The 19,612-nt window shown below is 38.7% G+C and carries 17 protein-coding genes and 1 other RNA gene; 16 read left to right on the top strand and 2 right to left on the bottom strand.

The genetic code is table 11. The features are described from left to right. Nucleotides 1-8 precede the first annotated feature (8 nt). From BV60_RS0116760 to BV60_RS0116700, 12 genes are all read left to right on the top strand, one after another. Complete coding sequence (locus BV60_RS0116760; protein WP_029323598.1) at nt 9-1,604, top strand: xylulokinase; 1,596 nt, start codon at nt 9-11, stop codon at nt 1,602-1,604. A 67-nt stretch (nt 1,605-1,671) separates the two neighbouring features. Then, nucleotides 1,672-2,367 (top strand): L-ribulose-5-phosphate 4-epimerase, encoded by a 696-nt coding sequence (locus tag BV60_RS0116755; RefSeq protein ID WP_029323596.1) that lies wholly within the window; start codon nt 1,672-1,674, stop codon nt 2,365-2,367. A 201-nt stretch (nt 2,368-2,568) separates the two neighbouring features. Continuing rightward, the gene (locus BV60_RS0116750; RefSeq protein WP_029323594.1) at nt 2,569-3,402 is read left to right on the top strand and encodes a transketolase; all 834 of its coding nucleotides are present in this window, start codon (nt 2,569-2,571) and stop codon (nt 3,400-3,402) included. A gap of 13 nt (nt 3,403-3,415) precedes the next feature. Beyond that, nucleotides 3,416-4,357: a transketolase family protein gene (locus tag BV60_RS0116745; RefSeq protein WP_029323592.1), complete on the top strand. Its 942-nt coding sequence runs from the start codon at nt 3,416-3,418 to the stop codon at nt 4,355-4,357. 169 nt (nt 4,358-4,526) lie between these two features. After that, complete coding sequence (gene rpe / locus BV60_RS0116740; protein ID WP_029323590.1) at nt 4,527-5,177, top strand: ribulose-phosphate 3-epimerase; 651 nt, start codon at nt 4,527-4,529, stop codon at nt 5,175-5,177. A 563-nt stretch (nt 5,178-5,740) separates the two neighbouring features. After that, nucleotides 5,741-7,297 (top strand): O-antigen ligase family protein, encoded by a 1,557-nt coding sequence (locus tag BV60_RS0116730; protein WP_029323586.1) that lies wholly within the window; start codon nt 5,741-5,743, stop codon nt 7,295-7,297. Nucleotides 7,298-7,377: 80 nt separating this feature from the next. Then, entirely contained in the window at nt 7,378-8,253 is an 876-nt protein-coding gene (locus BV60_RS0116725; protein ID WP_029323584.1) for a methionyl aminopeptidase, read from the top strand. Between the two features lie 31 nt (nt 8,254-8,284). After that, nucleotides 8,285-10,342 carry a methionine--tRNA ligase gene (gene metG, locus BV60_RS0116720; protein WP_029323583.1) on the top strand — a complete coding sequence of 686 codons (2,058 nt, stop codon included), beginning with the start codon at nt 8,285-8,287 and terminating at the stop codon, nt 10,340-10,342. Nucleotides 10,343-10,510: 168 nt separating this feature from the next. After that, nucleotides 10,511-11,449 (top strand): alpha/beta fold hydrolase, encoded by a 939-nt coding sequence (locus BV60_RS0116715; protein ID WP_029323582.1) that lies wholly within the window; start codon nt 10,511-10,513, stop codon nt 11,447-11,449. A 149-nt stretch (nt 11,450-11,598) separates the two neighbouring features. Continuing rightward, nucleotides 11,599-12,309 (top strand): YesL family protein, encoded by a 711-nt coding sequence (locus tag BV60_RS0116710; protein WP_051656815.1) that lies wholly within the window; start codon nt 11,599-11,601, stop codon nt 12,307-12,309. Between the two features lie 202 nt (nt 12,310-12,511). Continuing rightward, nucleotides 12,512-13,621, top strand: coding sequence for an ABC transporter ATP-binding protein (locus tag BV60_RS0116705; RefSeq protein ID WP_029323580.1), 1,110 nt, complete (start codon nt 12,512-12,514; stop codon nt 13,619-13,621). Nucleotides 13,622-13,751: 130 nt separating this feature from the next. Beyond that, on the top strand, nt 13,752-14,843 hold the full coding sequence (locus tag BV60_RS0116700; protein WP_029323579.1) for a PucR family transcriptional regulator: 1,092 nt from the start codon (nt 13,752-13,754) through the stop codon (nt 14,841-14,843). 87 nt (nt 14,844-14,930) lie between these two features. Here BV60_RS0116700 and BV60_RS0116695 read toward each other — a convergent pair whose 3' ends face one another. Further along, entirely contained in the window at nt 14,931-15,365 is a 435-nt protein-coding gene (locus BV60_RS0116695) for an RrF2 family transcriptional regulator (protein ID WP_029323578.1), read from the bottom strand. A 165-nt stretch (nt 15,366-15,530) separates the two neighbouring features. On the opposite strand from BV60_RS0116695, the gene tadA reads away from it, so the two are divergent. The 3 genes from tadA to ffs all read left to right on the top strand — a co-directional run bounded on the left by tadA (nt 15,531) and on the right by ffs (nt 17,335). Continuing rightward, on the top strand, nt 15,531-16,082 hold the full coding sequence (gene tadA, locus BV60_RS0116690; RefSeq protein WP_035777297.1) for a tRNA adenosine(34) deaminase TadA: 552 nt from the start codon (nt 15,531-15,533) through the stop codon (nt 16,080-16,082). 39 nt (nt 16,083-16,121) lie between these two features. Continuing rightward, nucleotides 16,122-17,129, top strand: a complete 1,008-nt coding sequence (locus BV60_RS0116685) for a radical SAM protein (RefSeq protein WP_051656814.1) — start codon at nt 16,122-16,124, stop codon at nt 17,127-17,129. Nucleotides 17,130-17,235: 106 nt separating this feature from the next. Beyond that, an RNA gene (gene ffs / locus BV60_RS22845) (signal recognition particle sRNA small type) lies at nt 17,236-17,335 on the top strand. Nucleotides 17,336-17,365: 30 nt separating this feature from the next. Here ffs and BV60_RS0116680 read toward each other — a convergent pair. Continuing rightward, a complete protein-coding gene (locus BV60_RS0116680) occupies nt 17,366-18,232 on the bottom strand; it encodes a helix-turn-helix domain-containing protein (protein ID WP_029323572.1) in 867 nt (288 codons plus the stop codon). A 362-nt stretch (nt 18,233-18,594) separates the two neighbouring features. On the opposite strand from BV60_RS0116680, the gene BV60_RS0116675 reads away from it, so the two are divergent. Beyond that, nucleotides 18,595-19,575 (top strand): glycoside hydrolase family 43 protein, encoded by a 981-nt coding sequence (locus BV60_RS0116675; protein ID WP_029323570.1) that lies wholly within the window; start codon nt 18,595-18,597, stop codon nt 19,573-19,575. Nucleotides 19,576-19,612 lie beyond the last annotated feature (37 nt).

The following is a 19,612-nucleotide window of genomic DNA, read 5'->3' as shown; positions in this document are numbered from 1 at the left end:
AGACTAGTATGGGAAATGCAAAACAGGCCATCGCAGATGGCAAAACACTATTGGGAATTGAGTTTGGATCAACAAGAATAAAAGCTGTTCTTACAGATATGGACAATAATCCGATCGCACAGGGTTCACACAGTTGGGAAAACAGACTTGATAATGGCATTTGGACATATACTTTGGATGATATCTGGAACGGTCTTCAAGACTGCTATAAAGGTCTGGTTGAAGATGTGGAAAAACAGTATGGTGAAAAGCTTACCACAATCGGCGCCATGGGATTTTCTGCAATGATGCATGGCTACATGGCTTTTGATAAAGATGGAAATCTTCTCGTTCCTTTCCGAACATGGAGAAATACTATTACAGAAAAAGCATCTGATGAACTTACAGAATTGTTTGGTTATCATATTCCTCAGCGTTGGAGTATTGCTCATCTGTATCAGGCAATGCTTAATGGGGAAGAGCATGTGGAAAAAGTTGATTTCTTTACAACTCTTGCAGGATATATTCATTGGCAGCTTACCGGCGAGAAGGTGCTTGGAGTGGGTGATGCATCAGGAATGTTCCCGATTGATTCAGCTACATGCGACTATAACGAAAAAATGGTTGGTCAGTTTGATGAACTTACCAAAGAGAAAGGCTTTTCCTTTAAACTTCGTGACATTCTTCCAAAGTCACTTCCAGCAGGTGCAAAGGCAGGTGAACTTACAACTGAAGGTGCTAAAAAACTGGATCCTACAGGAACGCTTGAGGCAGGTATACCGGTTTGTCCTCCTGAGGGAGATGCGGGAACAGGCATGGTTGCTACAAACTCCGTTGGGGTGAGAACAGGTAATATCTCAGCCGGAACATCAGTATTTTCAATGGTTGTACTTGAGCATGATCTTTCAAAAGCATATCCTGAGCTTGATCTTGTAACAACACCTTCGGGTGAACAGGTAGCTATGGTTCACTGCAACAACTGTACATCTGACTTAAATGCTTATGTTGGACTTTTCAGAGAATTTGCAAAGGCTACAGGCTCAGATATAGACGATGATACATTGTATGGAACACTTTACAGAAAAGCAATGGAGGGCGATGCGGATTGTGGCGGACTTCTTGCATACAATTATTTTTCCGGGGAGAGTATTACCGGTTTCAATGAAGGAAGACCACTGTTTGTCAGAAGACCTGATGCTAAGATGAACCTTGCAAACTTTATGAGAACACATCTTTACACTGCGCTTGGAGCATTAAAGGTTGGTAATGATATTCTTATGAAAGAAGAGAATGTTAAGGCAGATTTCTTCTTTGGACAGGGTGGCTTCTTTAAAATCCGAGGTGTTGGTGACAGGGTAATGGCAGCAGCACTTGACACACCAATAAAACTTATGGAGACAGCAGGTGAAGGTGGTCCTTGGGGTCAGGCAATTCTTGCAGGCTTTATGCTTAATAAGCAGGATGGAGAGACACTTGAACAGTATCTTAACAATAAGGTTTTCAAAGAAGGAAAAGTGGAAACCTGCGATCCTGTAGATGAGGACGTTAAAGGCTTTGATAAATTTATGCTGGATTATAAGGCAGGTCTTGAAATTGAAAGAGCTGCAGTAAATGCGATTTCTTAAAAGCAGCAGTTTTGCTGTGACATTATTAGCTTAAATGAAACAGGGGATTTTCAAAAAGGAGATAAAAATGTTAGAAGAACTTAAAAAGAAAGTATACGAAGCGAACATTTTGCTTCCTAAATACGGGCTTGTAACATTCACATGGGGAAATGTGAGTGCTATTGACAGAGAATCAGGTCTTTTTGTTATTAAGCCAAGCGGTGTTGATTATGAAACAATGACTCCGGATGATATGGTTGTCATGAACCTTGATGGAGAAAAGGTTGAAGGAAAGCTCAATCCTTCCTCCGATACACCAACCCATGTAGAGATTTACAAGGCTTTTAAAGAGGTTGGCGGTGTAGTGCATACACATTCGTCCTATGCAACAAGCTGGGCACAGGCAGGAAGATCAATTCCGTGCTATGGTACAACACATGCAGATTATTTTTATGGAGAAATTCCTTGTGTCAGATGCCTTAACAAAGATGAGATTGAAGATGCGTACGAGGAGAACACAGGACATCTTATTGTTAACGAATTCAACAGAATGGGTAAGGATCCTATAGCGGTTCCCGCTGTTCTGTGTAAAAATCACGGAGTCTTTTCCTGGGGCAAGGATGCACATGAAGCTGTTCACAATGCTGTAGTAACGGAAGAGGTTGCAAAAATGGCATACAGATGTGAAGTTATTAATCCAAGAGTTATGCCTGCACCTATGGAACTTCAGGATAAGCACTATTACAGAAAACATGGTGCTAATGCTTATTATGGACAAAAATAGAAATATTTATATAAAAGCATTTTTTAACAAAAACACCGCAAAAAATGCGGTAGACTCATATTTTTAATTATGCTAAATTAGTAATCGCCGGGCTGGAAATTACCCCGCCCGGCATACTTCATGGTTCAAATACGTTATGCCGCATTATGCGGAACATAACTTCAAATTTTAAAGATATTGTAAAAAGGAAGTGGAGGAATTATGACGAACAAAGAATTGCAGAAAATTGCAAACGAAGTCCGCAAGGGCATAGTCACAGCGGTTCATGCAGCAGGTGCCGGACACCCGGGCGGATCACTGTCAGCAGCAGATATTTATACATATCTGTATTTTGAAGAAATGAACATCGATCCTAAGGACCCTGTAAAGGCAGATCGTGATCGTTTTGTACTTTCAAAAGGACATACAGCACCCGGTCTTTATTCAGTAATGGCTCAGCGTGGATATTTCCCGGTAGAGGAGCTAAAGACACTCAGAAAGCTTGGCTCAAGACTTCAGGGACATCCCAGCATGCAGTATCTTCCCGGACTGGATATGTCATCAGGTTCACTCGGACAGGGTATTTCAGTTGCTTGCGGTATGGCTCTTTCTGCAAAGCTTGATAATAAAGATTTCAGAACATATACCCTTTTGGGTGATGGTGAGATTGAAGAGGGTCAGGTTTGGGAAGCAGCAATGTTTGCCGGTTTCAGAAAGCTTGATAACCTTGTTGTTATTGTAGATAACAACGGTCTTCAGATTGACGGACCTGTTGATCAGGTTTGCTCACCTTATCCTATTGACAAAAAGTTTGAAGCATTTAACTTCCATGTAATCAATATAGATGCACATGATTTTGATGCTATCAGAGCAGCTTTCAAGGAAGCCAGAGAAACAAAGGGTCAGCCTACTGCAATCATTGCACACTCAACAAAGGGTAAGGGTGTATCCTTTATGGAAAATCAGGTTTCATGGCATGGTGTAGCACCTAATGATGAAGAGTATGCAAAGGCTATGGAAGATCTTGAAAAGATCGGACAGGCACTTGAAGCGTAAGTAGGAGGTTAAAATGAGCGAAGTTAAGAAGATAGCTACCAGAGATAGCTATGGTAAAGAACTTATAGAGCTTGCAAAGGTTAATGACAAGGTGGTTGTACTTGATGCAGACCTTGCAGCAGCAACCAGAACAGGCTGGTTTAAAAAGGAATTCCCCGATCGTCATATCGACTGTGGTATCGCAGAGTGCAACATGATGGGTATAGCAGCAGGACTTGCAACAACAGGAAAGATTCCTTTTGTCAGCACATTCGCAATGTTTGCAACCGGACGTGCTTTTGAGCAGGTTCGTAATTCAATCGGATATCCCCATCTCAATGTAAAGATTGGTGGTACACATGCCGGAATCACAGTTGGTGAAGATGGAGCAAGCCATCAGTGTAACGAGGATCTTGCGCTTATGCGTACAATCCCGGGTATGGTAGTTATGTGTCCTGCAGATGATATTGAGGCAAGAGCTTGTGTTCGCGCAGCAGCTGAGCATGAAGGTCCTGTATATATCCGTTTCGGACGTGCAGCTTGTCCTGTAGTTAATGACAGACCTGATTACAAGTTTGAACTTGGTAAAGGAACAGTTCTTCGTGAGGGTACAGATGTAAGTATTATTGCAACCGGCATCGGCGTTGGTTCAGCTCTTGAAGCTGCTGAGAAGCTTGCAGCTGAAGGTGTAAGCGCAGAAGTTATAAACATCTGCACAATAAAGCCTATTGATAGAGAGCTTGTTGTAGCAACAGCGAAGAAAACCGGAAAAGTTGTTACAGTGGAAGAGCATTCTGTAATCGGCGGACTAGGTAGTGCTGTATGCGATGTACTTGCAGAGGAATGCCCTACAGTTGTAAAGAAGATCGGCATGCAGGATCGTTACGGTGAGTCAGGATCAGCAGGTGATCTTGTTAAGAAGTATGGCCTTGATGGTGAGGGCGTATATAATTCTGTTAAAGAATTTTTGAAATGATTAGCTTAAGATTTATTCTTGCGAAAGCATATGTCAAACAGATATGACAGCGTATCCATTTGGCTTGACTCGCAGCCCACATATATGGTATATGTGGGCTGTTGCTTGTTTTGAGATTATAAAACAGATGATAAGAAACATTTTTATCATTTACGGAGAATTGCAAAATATGAATATTTTAGCACCATCCATTTTATCAGCGGATTTTACAATACTGGGGGAACAGATAGCAAAAACAGAGGAAGCAGGAGCGCAATATCTTCATTTTGATGTTATGGATGGCATATTTGTCCCTTCAATATCATTTGGATTGCCTGTACTTAAATCTATCCGTAAAGCATCAAATCAAATCTATGATGTTCATTTAATGATTGAAGAACCGATACGTTATATAGAAGAGTTTGCTGAAAGCGGAGCAGACATAATTACTTTTCATGTTGAGGCTGCTTCTGACCCGAGAGAAGTTATCGACAAAATTCACAGTTGCGGAAAAAAGGCCGGAATGTCAATTAAACCTAAAACATCAGTTTATGCACTAAGGCCGTATCTTGAACATCTGGACATGGTTCTTATAATGACAGTTGAACCGGGATTTGGCGGGCAAAAATATATTGATGAATGTACTGAGAAAATTGTTGCTACCAGAAAAATGATAACCGAGATGGGATTAAATACTGATATTGAAATTGATGGCGGTGTGACAATAAACAACATTCATGTACCTGTTGAGGCCGGAGCTAATGTAATTGTAGCAGGTTCAGCAGTGTTTAATGGAAATATTACAGAGAATGTAAAAGCCCTGATTGGTGAAATGAGATAATATTAGTATCGGATGTCTAAGGAACAGCAGATATATCCATGAATAGTAATGATAAACTTAACTTTCTATAAACTTTCTCTAAATACTGATTATAGATAAGTTGAATATCTTATAATATGGTTGTAGTAATGTGGCTGTTTAAGTGATTTCATTTCGGATTATCTGCAATTTAGGCAGGGGTGATACTATGGCTCACAATGTAAGGAATATTTGTATGAATTGTGGCAGAATGTTTACGGCAAGAGAGAGTAACCATGCATTCTGTTCGCTTGAATGCAAAAAAATGTATTCAAATCATTCCGGTTACAGATGTAGGGATTGCAGAAATGCCGCTTGTAAAGTGAGAAATGATTCACTGGTAAATTCACCTCCTGATTGTGAAAATCTTCAATTACATAAGTCATATAAGATTCCGGGAGGAAAATAATAATACATAAGTTTTTGAATAAAAACTAATTGAACTTATATAATTATAATGCAGGTAGAGAGTAATTCTTGCCTGCATTTTTCTGTGTAGTTATAATATTTTTGCATGGAAAAAGAGAAATACGGGGTGATACACATTGAAACAGACTAAGAATTCTACAGAACAGGTAATTCATGATTTTGGAGCTGATATTACACATATTTATTTAATTTTATTGTTTGTATTACTTCCGTTATATAAACAGAACGGATATGCAGATATAGCAAACGCCAAATATTCGGTATTCAGATTTTTATCAGTGGCATTTATTATACTGTGCGGAGGTGTTTTTTTTACATTTGAAACCATCTGCTTAAAGGGCAGAAATATAAGGAAAAAGCCTGACATTCCTTTAACATTCATTCTCTTGCATCTGCTTTTTAATATAGTTACTTTTGTATTTTCTATAGATCGAAAAACATCTTTTGAGGGAAATGGCAGCTGGCACATGGGGGTCTTTTCGCAACTGCTGATACTGTTTTCAACGCTGTTGGTTTACTACTATTATAAAGAAAAGAAAATAATCTGGTGGGCAGCTCTCTTTGGCATAAGTACGACAAGTCTCCTTACAATTCTGAACAGGTTTGATATATACCCGATTGACATGGGAAACAAGTACCCCGGATTTATTTCCACACTAGGACAGACAAACTGGGCAACAATGTACGTAGCATGTCTTATGGGATGCTGTATGGGTATATACATTTACGAAAAAAATAAAGTAGTAAGAGGGATTGTTTTTGTCGTAAATATGATTCTTTTTATTTCCTTATGGATGATAGGGAGTGATACTGCATTTCCGGTTATGATTGCGGAATTCTTTGTTTTACTGGGGATTTGCATAAGAGACAGGGATCTTTTAAAAAGATATTCTGAAATACTCTTAGGTTGGGGAATAAGTGCGGAAATAACGTATGTAGCTGTTTTTAGGTTATATCATGAAAGATTTGTGTTTGTTGATGAAAATGATGCCGTAAATACTTTAATAAAATCTCATATTGGTATTTTGATAATTGTAATGGCAATTCTTACGTATGCATACATTTTCTTTTCAAATAAAAGAGAATGGAATAGTCACCTTGCGGTAAACATTTTTACGGTTGTTTCAATATTATTGGGAATGTCGCTTGTGGCTGGTATAGTAATGATGGTCATTGTAACTATGGCTCCCGAAAAGGCAGGACCCCTGGTAAATATAAGAATGCTTAGATTTGACGATGACTGGGGAACACACAGAGGTCTTAACTGGAAATGTGCCGTTACAGGATTTATGCGAATGAACCCGGTCCGAAAAATAGTAGGCCTTGGGCAGGGGTGCTTTGAAAAAAATATATACTCTTTTGAAGACCTTAAGGATAGGCTTATTCTTATGTACGGGAATTTTTATCTAATGGTTGCTCATAATGAGTATTTAAACATGCTTATTGAAAATGGGATAGTTGGTTGCATCTCATACATGGGAATTATTATCACATCCTTTGCAAAATTATGGAAAAATGCAGGAAAAACAAGGCTTGCACTTATGGCTCTTTTGTCGCTTTCAGGGTATGTGGCATGCAGTATTTTCTTTTTTCAGCATGTTTATGCCACTACTTTTATGTATTTACTTACAGCAATGGCCTTATCGGAGATTGGAAAAGAAGCTGCTCGTTGACAAGAACAAACCTAAAAGGCATACTAAATAATAGACTTTAAACGTGAACTTTTAAGGATGAGAAAGGTCGAATACTGAAAATGTATAAAAAAATGGATAGAAATGCACCTTGCTGGTGTGGAAGCGGAAAGAAATACAAATCCTGCCATGAAGCTTTTGATGAAAAAATTATTAGTCTGCAGAGAGAAGGGAAAATAGTTCCAAAACGTTCTCTTTTAAAGACTGAAAAAGATATAGAAGGAATAAAGGCAAGTGCCAGGATTAATATGGCATGTCTTGATGAAGTTGGTGACAGAATAAAAGCAGGTATGTCAACTCAGGATATAGATGATATCGTTGCTGATGTTACAAGAAAAATGGGAGGTATTTGTGCGCCTCTAAATTATGAGGGATTTCCTAAAAGTGTTTGTACATCCATTAATGATATGGTATGTCATGGTATCCCGTCTCCCGATGATATTTTACAGGATGGAGATATAATTAATGTTGATTGTTCTACTATATTGAATGGCTATTTTTCGGATTCATCACGAATGTTTTGCATAGGAGATGTGGATCCGGCATGGAAAAAACTGGTAGATGTAACAAAGGAAGCTGTTGATATCGGGGTAAAAAATGTAATACCTTGGACTCCCCTAGGAAATATGGGCGATGCTGTTCATCAGCATGCTTTAAAAAACGGATATACAGTTGTGCGTGAAATCGGTGGACACGGCTGTGGTAATGAATTCCATGAGGAGCCGTTTGTAAGCTTTGTAAGTAAGCCTGGAACAGAGATGATCATGGTTCCGGGAATGGTATTTACAATAGAGCCCATGATCAATATGGGAACGGATAACATTTTTGTTGACGAAGAGAATGACTGGACAGTTTATACAGAGGACGGTGCTCCTTCAGCACAGTGGGAAGTTGAGGTTCTTGTTACCGAGACAGGCTGCGATATACTCTGTTATTAAGAACGTAAATATATTAAGGAGATTTCAATAGATGCAAAACAAAGGAAAGTATTATATTACAACTGCGATAGCATATACATCAGGTAAGCCTCACATAGGCAACAGCTATGAGATAGTGCTTGCTGATGCTATTGCCAGGTACAAGAGAAAAGATGGCTATGATGTTCATTTTCAGACAGGTTCTGATGAACATGGCCAGAAAATAGAAACAAGAGCAATTGAGGCAGGATGCAGCAGCCCGAAGGAATTTGTAGATGGAGTTGCCGGAACCATTAAGAGTCTCTGGGATATGATGGATACTTCTTATGACAGATTTATCCGTACCACAGATGAGGATCATGTACAACAGGTACAAAAGATCTTTAAGAAATTCTATGACCAGGGTGATATTTATAAAGGATCCTATAAGGGAATGTACTGCACTGAATGCGAGGCATTTTATACCGAATCTCAGCTTGTAGACGGTAAGTGTCCTGAATGTGGATCTGATGTTCATCCTGCAGAAGAGGAAGCATATTTCTTCAAAATGAGCAAATATGCGCCTAAGCTTATTGATTACATAAATGAACATCCTGAATTTATTCAGCCCGTTTCCCGTAAAAACGAGATGATGAATAATTTCCTTCTTCCGGGACTTCAGGATCTTTGTGTATCAAGAACATCGTTTAAATGGGGTATTCCTGTAAGTTTTGATGAAAAGCATGTAGTTTATGTGTGGCTTGATGCTTTGACAAATTATATTACAGGTATTGGCTATGATGTTGATAACAGTAGTGAAGACTACAAAAAGTGGTGGCCTGCAGATCTTCATCTTATAGGAAAAGATATTATAAGATTCCATACAATTTATTGGCCTATTTTCCTGTTGGCACTCGGTGAACCGCTTCCTAAGCAGGTATTCGGACATCCATGGCTTCTACAGGGCGGAGAAAAGATGAGTAAGTCAAAGGGCAACGTAATCTATGCTGATGACCTTGTAAGTCTTTTCGGAGTAGATCCGGTTAAGTATTTTGTTCTGCATGAAATGCCTTATGATAATGATGGTGTTATCACATGGGAACTCATGGTTGAGAGATACAATTCAGATCTTGCAAATACACTCGGAAACCTTGTAAATCGTACTATTGCTATGTCAAACAAGTACTTTGACGGCATTGTTGCAAACAAGGATGTTGAAGGCGGAGTGGATGCTGATCTCAAGGCTGTATGTACAGGTGCTTACGATAAGGTAGAGAAGAAGATGGAAGAGCTTAGAGTTGCTGATGCTCTTACAGAGATTTTTACAGTATTTAAACGCTGCAATAAATATATTGATGAGACAGAGCCTTGGAATCTTGCAAAGGATGAGGCTCAGTCAGACAGACTTTCAACAGTTCTTTACAATCTTGTTGAGGGTATTACGATCGGAGCAAGTCTTCTGGAGCCTTTTATGCCCAGAACAGCTGAAAAAATATTCGGCATGCTCAATACAAAGAGCCGTGATTTTGATACATTATCAACATTCGGAATTTATGAGAGTGGCACAAAGGTAACGGATGCTCCTGAGCAGTGCTTTGCCAGAAAAGACCTAAATGAAGTTCTTGCTGAAGCTGCCAAAATTACAGAAAAGCAGAAGGCTGATTTTATGGAGTCTCAGAAAAAAGCAAAAGAAAATCTTACAAAGGCCGGAATGCTTAAGGAAGCTAATGCAATAGTTATTGGCACAGCTGAGGAAAGTACAGCAGATGAAAAGTCTGATGAAGGTATAGATATTCCTGCAAAGGATGAGATTACGTTCGATGATTTTATGAAGATGCAGTTCCAGGTTGGTGAAGTGATCGCATGCGAAGCTGTACCCAAGTCCAAAAAGCTTCTTTGCTCACAGGTAAAAATAGGCAGCCAGACAAAGCAGATCGTTTCAGGTATTCGCAAATATTATTCACCTGAGGAAATGGTTGGAAAGAAGGTAATGGTTCTTGTCAATTTAAAGCCTGCTAAGCTTGCCGGTGTAGAGTCTGAAGGAATGCTTCTTTGTGCAGAGGATGCAGAGGGCAATCTTGCGCTTATGACTCCTGAGAAGGCTATGCCATCCGGAGCGGAGATTTGCTGATCAATTTAATTATTTGCTAAAGTTTTGACCTGTTCCTTTATGGGAACAGGTCTTTTTTGAAAAAAATTTACTATTTAACGAATTTTTAAGAATATGAATGACGATATTATGCTAAAATGTAAATATAAATTTTAGGTAAAAAAGCAGGTTATTGCTTAAGGGGGTATTATGGCACGTAAAGAGGAACTTACCTACAAATCGAGAGATCGTGAAACCACTATTCATGCTATAAGATGGATTCCGGATGAAAAGCCGATAGCAATTCTGCAGATTATTCATGGTATGCAGGAATATATAGACCGTTATGATGAATTTGCGAATTATCTCGCTAATAATGGAATTATGGTTATTGGAAACGACCATCTTGGTCACGGTGATTCTGTATCTACCAGAGTACCTTATGGCTATTTTTGCAAGAACGATCCTGCTACGGTAATTTTGCGTGATGCCCATAGACTTAAGAAAATGACACAGGAGGATTACCCGGGTATACCTGTTATTTTATTGGGACATAGTTTTGGTTCATTTGTTGCAAGAGAATATCTGACCAGATATGGAACCGGTATACAGGGTGCTATTATTCAGGGAACCGGATGGCAGTCGCCCGGTACAATTAAGTCGGGTAAGACAATGTGCGCTATTCTGGGTGCGTTCTTTGGCGAAAAACATCGCTCAAACTTCATGAATAACATGGCGTTTAAGGCATATAATAGTAGAATATCCAGTCCCAGAAGTAAATTTGACTGGCTTTCTCATAATGAAGATAGCGTAAAGAAATATGAAAGTGACCCTAAAGATAACTTTGTATTTACAATAAATGGATTTGAAACACTTTTTGAACTTCTTACACGAGTTCAGGATTTAGCAAAGATGGATGATATACCCAAAAAGCTTCCGATTCTTCTTACTGCTGGCAAGGAGGACCCTGTCGGGGAGTACGGAAAGAGTGTAGAGCATCTGTTTAGTATTTGGAAAGACCAGATTGGATTGCAAAATCTGGAAATTAAACTTTATGACGGAATGAGACACGAGCTTCAGCAGGAAATTGGGCGAGAGACAGTGTTTGCTGATCAACTTGCCTGGATAAAAAAGACTATAGCTATGTAATTTTTCAAAATTAAAATGCAATAAGCGCTCAAGCATGATATAGTAATGCTTGAGCGTTTTTTTGAGAAGAAAAGCCGGCAAGGAAAAAAATGAATAGCCGGTAAAGATCGGAAAATAAATAATTTTTACTTATATAGGAGAGTGATATTATGGGAAAATTTTTTGACTTAGACAGCCCTTTTATGAGGGTGCTTAACAGGGTTGCCGATCTCATGATTTTAAATCTTGTGGTTTTGGTATTTATGATTATTCCTTTTACAGGTGGTGCAGCGCTTACAGGAATGCATTATGTGCTTTTGAAGATGGTAAGGGAAGAGGAAACATATGTTGTTAAAGGCTTTTGGAAGTCATTTAAGCAGAATTTCAAGCAGGCTACAATCCTTTGGATAATCGTAGTTGCCATTGCGGGAATCATTGGGGTGGATGTTTTGTGGATAAGAGCAAATGCAGGTAATATTCCCGGAATATATGTATATATATTGCTTGGCATATCTTTAATTCTTTACATGGTTTTTCTTTATATATTCCCGCTTCAGTCAAGGTTTGAGAATCCAATAAAGAATACCTTGAAAAATGCGTGTATGTTTTCAATCCTAGGACTTCCAAGAACGGTTGGAATGGCATTGGTTTCTCTTATTCCGATTTTGCTTTTATATTTCTTTGACGTACGAATTGTGCCTATCCTTGTGATGTTCGGATTTACCGGACCTTCATATCTTATGGCTCTTATGTATAATGGTCTGTTTAAGAAATTTGAGCCTAAAGTTGCTGAAGCTGATGAAGAAGTAAGAACAGAAGACGATGATGAAGAACTTCAGGCAGCTATTAAGCGTATGCAGGAAGCAAGAGATAAAAAGTAAAAGGTCAAATTGCACACAAGAATTTATAAAATTTGTGCATTAATTCCTAAAGATTTTATAAACAAAAAGTAAATAAGCAATTTTGACAACGATTGTTGAAATCTTTGTATAATAGTTGCATAGCCAAAGCAAATCGCTTTGGCTATACTTTTTTATGTCAGGGACATTGTCCCACTTGTTTGCTAAGAGGAGGAAAATAAAAATGGCAAGTTTGACACTTGAGAATGTATGCAAAGTATATCCTAACGGTTTTGAAGCTGTTAAGAATTTCAATCTTGATATCCAGGATAAGGAGTTCATCATTTTCGTTGGACCTTCAGGATGTGGTAAGTCAACAACACTTCGTATGATCGCTGGTCTGGAAGATATCTCTTCCGGTACACTTAAGATTGGTGATCGCGTAGTTAACGATGTAGAGCCTAAGGACAGAGATATCGCAATGGTATTCCAGAACTACGCTCTGTATCCTCATATGACAGTATATGATAACATGGCATTCGGACTTAAGCTTCGTAAAGTTCCGAAGGCTGAGATTGACAAGATGGTTAAAGATGCAGCTAAGATCCTTGATCTTACAAACCTTCTTGATCGTAAGCCGAAGGCTCTTTCCGGTGGTCAGAGACAGCGTGTTGCTATGGGTCGTGCTATCGTTCGTAATCCTAAGGTATTCCTTATGGATGAGCCTCTTTCAAACCTTGATGCTAAGCTCCGTGTTCAGATGAGAACTGAGATTGCTAAGCTTCACCAGAGACTTGGTACCACAATCATTTACGTTACACACGATCAGACAGAGGCTATGACACTTGGTACAAGAATCGTAGTTATGAAGGATGGTGTTGTTCAGCAGGTTGATACACCTCAGAACCTTTATGACAAGCCTACAAACCTTTTCGTAGCTGGATTCATGGGATCACCTCAGATGAACTTCCTTGATGCAGAAGTTGAAGTATCAGGCGACAAGGCTTGCCTCAAGATTGCAGGTCAGTCAATCGAGCTTCCTCCGGCTAAGGCTAAGAAGGTTATCGATGGCGGTTATGCAGGAAAGACAGTTACATTTGGTATCCGTCCCGAGGATGTTGATGATTCAGAGATGGTTGTTAGCACATCTAAGGCTGTATTTGAGTCAACAATCAACGTATACGAGCTTCTTGGTGCAGAAGTTTACCTTTACTTTGATCTTGCAGGATTCCCTGTTACAGCACGTGTTGATTCACGTACAACAGCTCGTCCTGGTGATAAGGTTAAGTTTGCATTCGATGTTGAGAAGATTCATGTATTCGACAAAGAGACAGAAAAGGTTATCACAAACTAATTTGATTTATGAAGGGAGATGCATTGCATCTCCCTTTTTTTTATTTTATTATTAGTTCAGAACCGGGCATGTTATGCATACTTAGACCCCGATTCCTACAAAGATTTTTAATTCCCGGAGGCAGAATTATATGATAACAGCGCAGATTATTCAGAATAGTATTGATGAACTTTCTGCAATTACGAGAGTGCAGCTTAGCGTTATGGATCTTAAGGGGAGAGTTGTAGCTGCAACTATTGAAGCCCCTACTTTTGATATGGAATTTGTTTCGGATTTTGCGAATTCACCAATTGACTCCCAGGTTATAGGAGGAATGCATCTATTAAAAATTTTAGATGAGGGTGAGCTTGTTTACGTTCTTCTTGCATCCGGTCATGGTGAAGATGCATATATGGTTGGCAAAATATGTGTCAGCCAGTTGCAGAGCCTTATAGTGGCATATAAGGAAAAATATGATAGAAACAATTTCTTCCAAAATCTCTTATTGGATAACCTGCTTCTGATCGATATCTACAATCGCGCAAAAAAACTAAGGATAGATGTAACGGTTCCAAGAGTTATTATACTTGTTGAGACCAGAGCAGAGAGAGACAGTGGTGCTGCTGAGCTTCTTGGGAGTATGTTTGCAACTCAGAACGGAGACTATGTAACAGCGGTTGATGAAACAAATGTTATTTTGGTTAAGGCACTTAAATCCGATGAGAAATATGAGGATATAGAAAGTATAGCAACAACAATTGTTGATATGATGAATACGGAAGCTATGCTTGATGTCAGGGTTTCATACGGAACCATTGTTAATGAATTAAAGGATATAAGTAAATCCTATAAGGAAGCCAAGATGGCGCTTGATGTTGGTAAAATCTTTTATGCGGAAAAGCATGTAATTGCCTATAATACGCTGGGGATTGGAAGATTAATATATCAGCTGCCTATCAATCTGTGCAGAATTTTCATCGATGAGATATTCGGAGGTCGGGAGATTCCGGACAATCTGGACGAGGAAACATTAAACACAATAAATAAGTTTTTTGAAAACAATCTGAATGTATCAGAGACTTCAAGACAACTGTTTGTGCATAGAAATACTCTTGTATACAGAATTGAAAAACTTGAAAAAGCAACAGGGCTTGATATAAGAACTTTTGATGAGGCTTTGACATTTAAAATAGCACTCATGGTACTCAGCTATATGAAATACGTTGACTCAAATCAATTTTGAGGAGAGTAGAGTATATATCGAGGTATTGCCGAACTTAATGTTTGTCATGAATGGTGGTGGGACCGTCTTTTTAGGCGGCCCCATTTTTTAAATTATAGTTTGATCCTGAAGGCTCTTTGTCTGTTTCACAAGATCCTGCAAAGTATAGCTGTTTACATAATCATTGACTACTTTGTCGAGTCCCACCCAGAATTCTATGGTTGGACATTCGTTGACTTTGGGGCAAGAGACTTCTTCACCCTGTATACATCCTATAGGGGCAAGGCCGCCTTCCATAGTTCTCAGAATATCCCCGATTCGAATGTCGGACGGATTCTTTGCCAATCTGTGTCCGCCGCTGTTTCCTCGCATGCTTTGCAGAAATCCTGCTTTTCCCAGTGAAGAAACTATCTGTTCCAAATATTTGACAGTTAGATTCTGTCTTGCGGATATGTCTTTTAAGGATATGTATTCACCTGTGTTGTGAAGGGCAAGATCAATCATAACCCTTAAAGCATATCTTCCTTTTGTTGATATTTTCATATATTATATTTGATACCGACCACTGCAGTTTTTGTTATATTTTGAAAAACACATAAGATATAGTATTTGTGGTCGGAGTTGTCCTTTCAGATTCAAATTGATATGTTAACAGTAATAATAACAAAAATAGAATTCAAATACTAGTAAAATGGTAGGAATTAAAATATGAAGAATTACCCTGAACTAAAAGTGAAGACGGAAGAAGAAAAACTTGATGAAAAATATATGAGAGCAGCACTGAAACAAGCCAGAAAAGCAATAGATTTAGGTGAAGTTCCGATAGGTTGTGTGATTGTATATGAAGGAAAAATCATAGGAAGAGGTTACAATCGAAGAAATACGGATAAATCCGTCCTTTGCCATGCAGAGATAACTGCGATAAAAAAAGCATGCAAAAAGATGGGTGATTGGAGACTTGAGGAGTGCACGCTTTACGTTACGCTTGAGCCGTGCCAAATGTGTGCGGGTGCTATAGTTCAGTCAAGAATTCCCAGATTGGTTATGGGAGCTTCAAGTCCAAAATCAGGATGTGGAGGCTCAATACTGAATATATTGGAGAATCCTGAATTTAATCATCAGGTGGATGTGAAAAGAGGGGTTCTTGAAGAGAACTGCAGCGATATATTGAAGGAATTTTTCACAGAGCTAAGAAAGAGGAATAAAGCTGAAAAGGAAGCCAGAAGAGAAGCTCAAAAATTAGCGGAAGAATCGGAGTAGGGTATTGGTCCGGGGACTGTACAAATACAGATAAGAAAAATGATTAAAGAAATATACAGTAGTAATGCAGAAAAATTATTTAGAAAATGTGCTATATGCCCAAGAAAATGTAATGTAAACAGGATGGATGGAGAGATGGGCTATTGTGGTCAAACGGCTCATCTTACGGCGGCAAGAGCGTATCTTCATGCTTGGGAAGAGCCTTGTATATCGGGAGATAATGGCTCGGGAACGGTGTTTTTTTCAGGGTGTAATATGCGCTGCGTTTTTTGCCAGAATGAGAGTATTGCTTCGGGGAAAATAGCAAAGAAAATAACACCTGAGCGGCTTGCGGAAATTTTTCTGGAACTCCGGGAACAGAAAGCATCAAATATAAATCTTGTGACGCCAACACATTTTGTACCGATAATAATTTTAGCTTTGGAGAAAGCGCATGATCAGGGACTTGATATTCCAGTGGTATACAACACGAGTGCTTATGAAAATGTTGACACATTAAAAATGCTTGAGGGACTTGTGGATATATATCTTCCTGATTGCAAGTATTATTCAGATACTCTTGCGATTCGATACAGTAATGCCCCTATGTACTTTGATATAGCAATGGATGCAATTGAAGAAATGTTAAGACAGGTGGGAGAACCGGAATTTGCCAAGGCGTGTGGAAATGGACATAATAAACGCATCAATGCGGTGCAATATAATGCATTAATGGAAGAATCCGATGATGACTACACAGGACCGCTTATGACAAGAGGAGTTATAGTAAGGCATCTTATGCTTCCAGGTCAGCTTCAGGATTCCAAAGCGGTTATAAGTAAACTGATCGAACGATTTGGAAATAAGATTTATATCAGCATTATGAACCAGTTTACCCCTTGCGGCAATCTTGAGAGTTATCCTGAATTGTTATCCGGAATAAAGGCTTCCGAGTATGATAAATTATTGGATTATTCTATTGATTGTGGAATAGAAAATGGCTTTTTCCAAGGAGAAGGTACCGACTCGGAAAGCTTTATTCCGGCTTTTGATTATCGTGGGTTGTAAAAATACTTTATTCAACGGACAGTAATGGAATGAATAGTTGACAACTGCGCAACAACTGCGTATTATAAACAAATGACGGTCTTGTAACGGGTGCACGCTCGTGCGGGATTGGGTCTTATGCAATGAGAGCCTGCGAACCGTGTCAGGTCGGGAACGAAGCAGCACTAAGCGGAATCTCTCATGTGTTGTAAGGTAGCCTGGTTTCGCCTTGCGTGTGTCCATTACAGGATCGTTTTTTATTTACCACACCAGTACATGTTCCTGAATTCTGTTGGTGTGCATCCCTTAATGATCTTAAACATGCGAATAAACGAAGATAATGATGGAAATCCGCAGCTTAACGCAACATCGGTAACGGAGTTGCTGGGGTCTGTAAGAAAAGATTCTGCTTTCGCTATTCTTTTTTGATTCACATATTTATAAAAAGATACATTTGTAAACTGTTTGAATCTTCTTGAAAAATAGAATTTACTGAAACCGCTTCTGTTTGCAATATCATCCAGACTAAGATCTTCAGAACAGTGCTCTTGGAGGTAATCGCAGATTTCTATAAATTTTCCGAAATACTCATCTCCTCTGGAATGATCCAGGGTGTCGTCAACACTGCGCGTGTTGACATAATTTTTGCCAATGCATGACAAAAAATCAAGAAGCTTGCAGAAAATATCAACTTCCGAAAATGAATAATTTTCTTTGTATATAGTGTTTATTTCCAGAAGCAGGGATTTTGCATGCTCATAAATGCAAGGGTAGTCCTCAGGGGTAACAATTATATAAGGTGACATGATATTGATCAGACTTTCAACCTCGTGCATGAATCTTAGCTCTGTTGTGTCAGGCTGGAAAATAATACGCTTGCCTGCTTCCGGCGCTTTTATGGAATGGATGCATCCCGGACATATAATTATAATATCGCCCTCTCTTAAAACGATATCATCTCCTGCGCAGTTAAGGAAATAAAGATTATCGGTGGGCATGATTATTTCAATTGCTGCATGCCAATGAGGGGGATAATCCTCATACTCATCATTGTCATATAGCTTTATTGATGTACTATGCTTAAAGTTGACTGTTTCTACCAATCCGTTCAGAGTTTCGATCATGGTATTACCTCTTTTAAATAATATATTTTATCAAATGTTGCTTTAGCAATATTTGTAAACTGCAACAATTATTTTATTATAAAAAGGTGCTTTTTAGATTATCAAATATTGCCTTTCACTTGATAATTGTTGCTTCTAAAGAGGTGGCACTTGTGACTGATTTACAAAAATGTGTTTAATAAACAGTATGTTTTTTACAAAGTGTATATTTTGACGAAAAAATAAAGAGCAATAATTAATAACCAACACACAATTATTGAAAAGAATAGATTATCTCAATATGTTATCTTAAATTGGCAATAAAAAATAATTAAGTGTCAATGACACTGAGAATATTATGAGGGTAAGTGAGAGGAGAAAAAATGAGCAAAGAAAGAGAACCCTTAGTTACACATATTTTTACAGCTGACCCGTCAGCACATGTTTTTGACGGAAGGATTTATGTATATCCTTCACATGATGTTCCTCACAACGGTGAAGACAATGATAACGGAGATGAATACCAGATGGAGGATTATCATATTCTCTCAATGGATAAGCTTGGTGGTGATGTCACAGATCATGGTGTTGCACTAAGCATGCATGATGTTCCGTGGGTGAGAGATCAGATGTGGGCTCCCGATGCTGTTTATACAAACGGTAAATATTATCTTGTTTTTCCCGCAAGAGACAAAGAGGGTAATTTCAGACTTGGAATAGCAGAGAGTGATAAGCCGGAAGGTCCCTTTAAGCCGGAAGAAAATTGTATAGAGGGAAGCTTTAGTATTGATCCTTGCTCATTTAAGGATGATGACGGAAAGGTTTATGTTTACTTTGGAGGCCTTTGGGGAGGTCAGCTTGAAAAGTACAGAACAGGTAAATTTGATCCTGAAGGAACAGAGCCCGAAAAGGATGAACCTGCAGTATGCCCTAAATGTGCGCTTATGAGTGATGATATGAAATCTTTTGCCCAAAAGCCTGTTGATATTCAGATTCTTGACGAGAATGGAAAACCTCTTCTTTCAGGTGATGAGGATCGTAGATATTTTGAAGGCCCATGGATGCATAAATTTAACGGAAAATACTATTTCTCATATTCCACAGGAACAACTCATTATCTTTGCTATGCGGAGAGTGACAGCCCATACGGTCCTTTCACATATAAGGGAAGAATAATGGAACCTGTTATCGGTTGGACAACACATCATTCTATAGTTGAAATTGATGGAGAGTGGTATCTTTTCTATCATGATTGTGAATTCTCAGGTGGAATCAACCACAGAAGATGCGTAAAATATACAAAATTAAATATTTCACAGGATGGAACAATTGAAACAATTCATCCTTATGATCATAAAAAATAAGGAAAAGAAAAACCCATTTGTCAAATATGGTTTTGGC

The sequence above is a fragment of the Butyrivibrio sp. AE3004 genome (assembly GCF_000703165.1).
Classification (GTDB): domain Bacteria; phylum Bacillota; class Clostridia; order Lachnospirales; family Lachnospiraceae; genus Butyrivibrio.
This window is presented reverse-complemented; position numbering and strand designations above follow the sequence as displayed.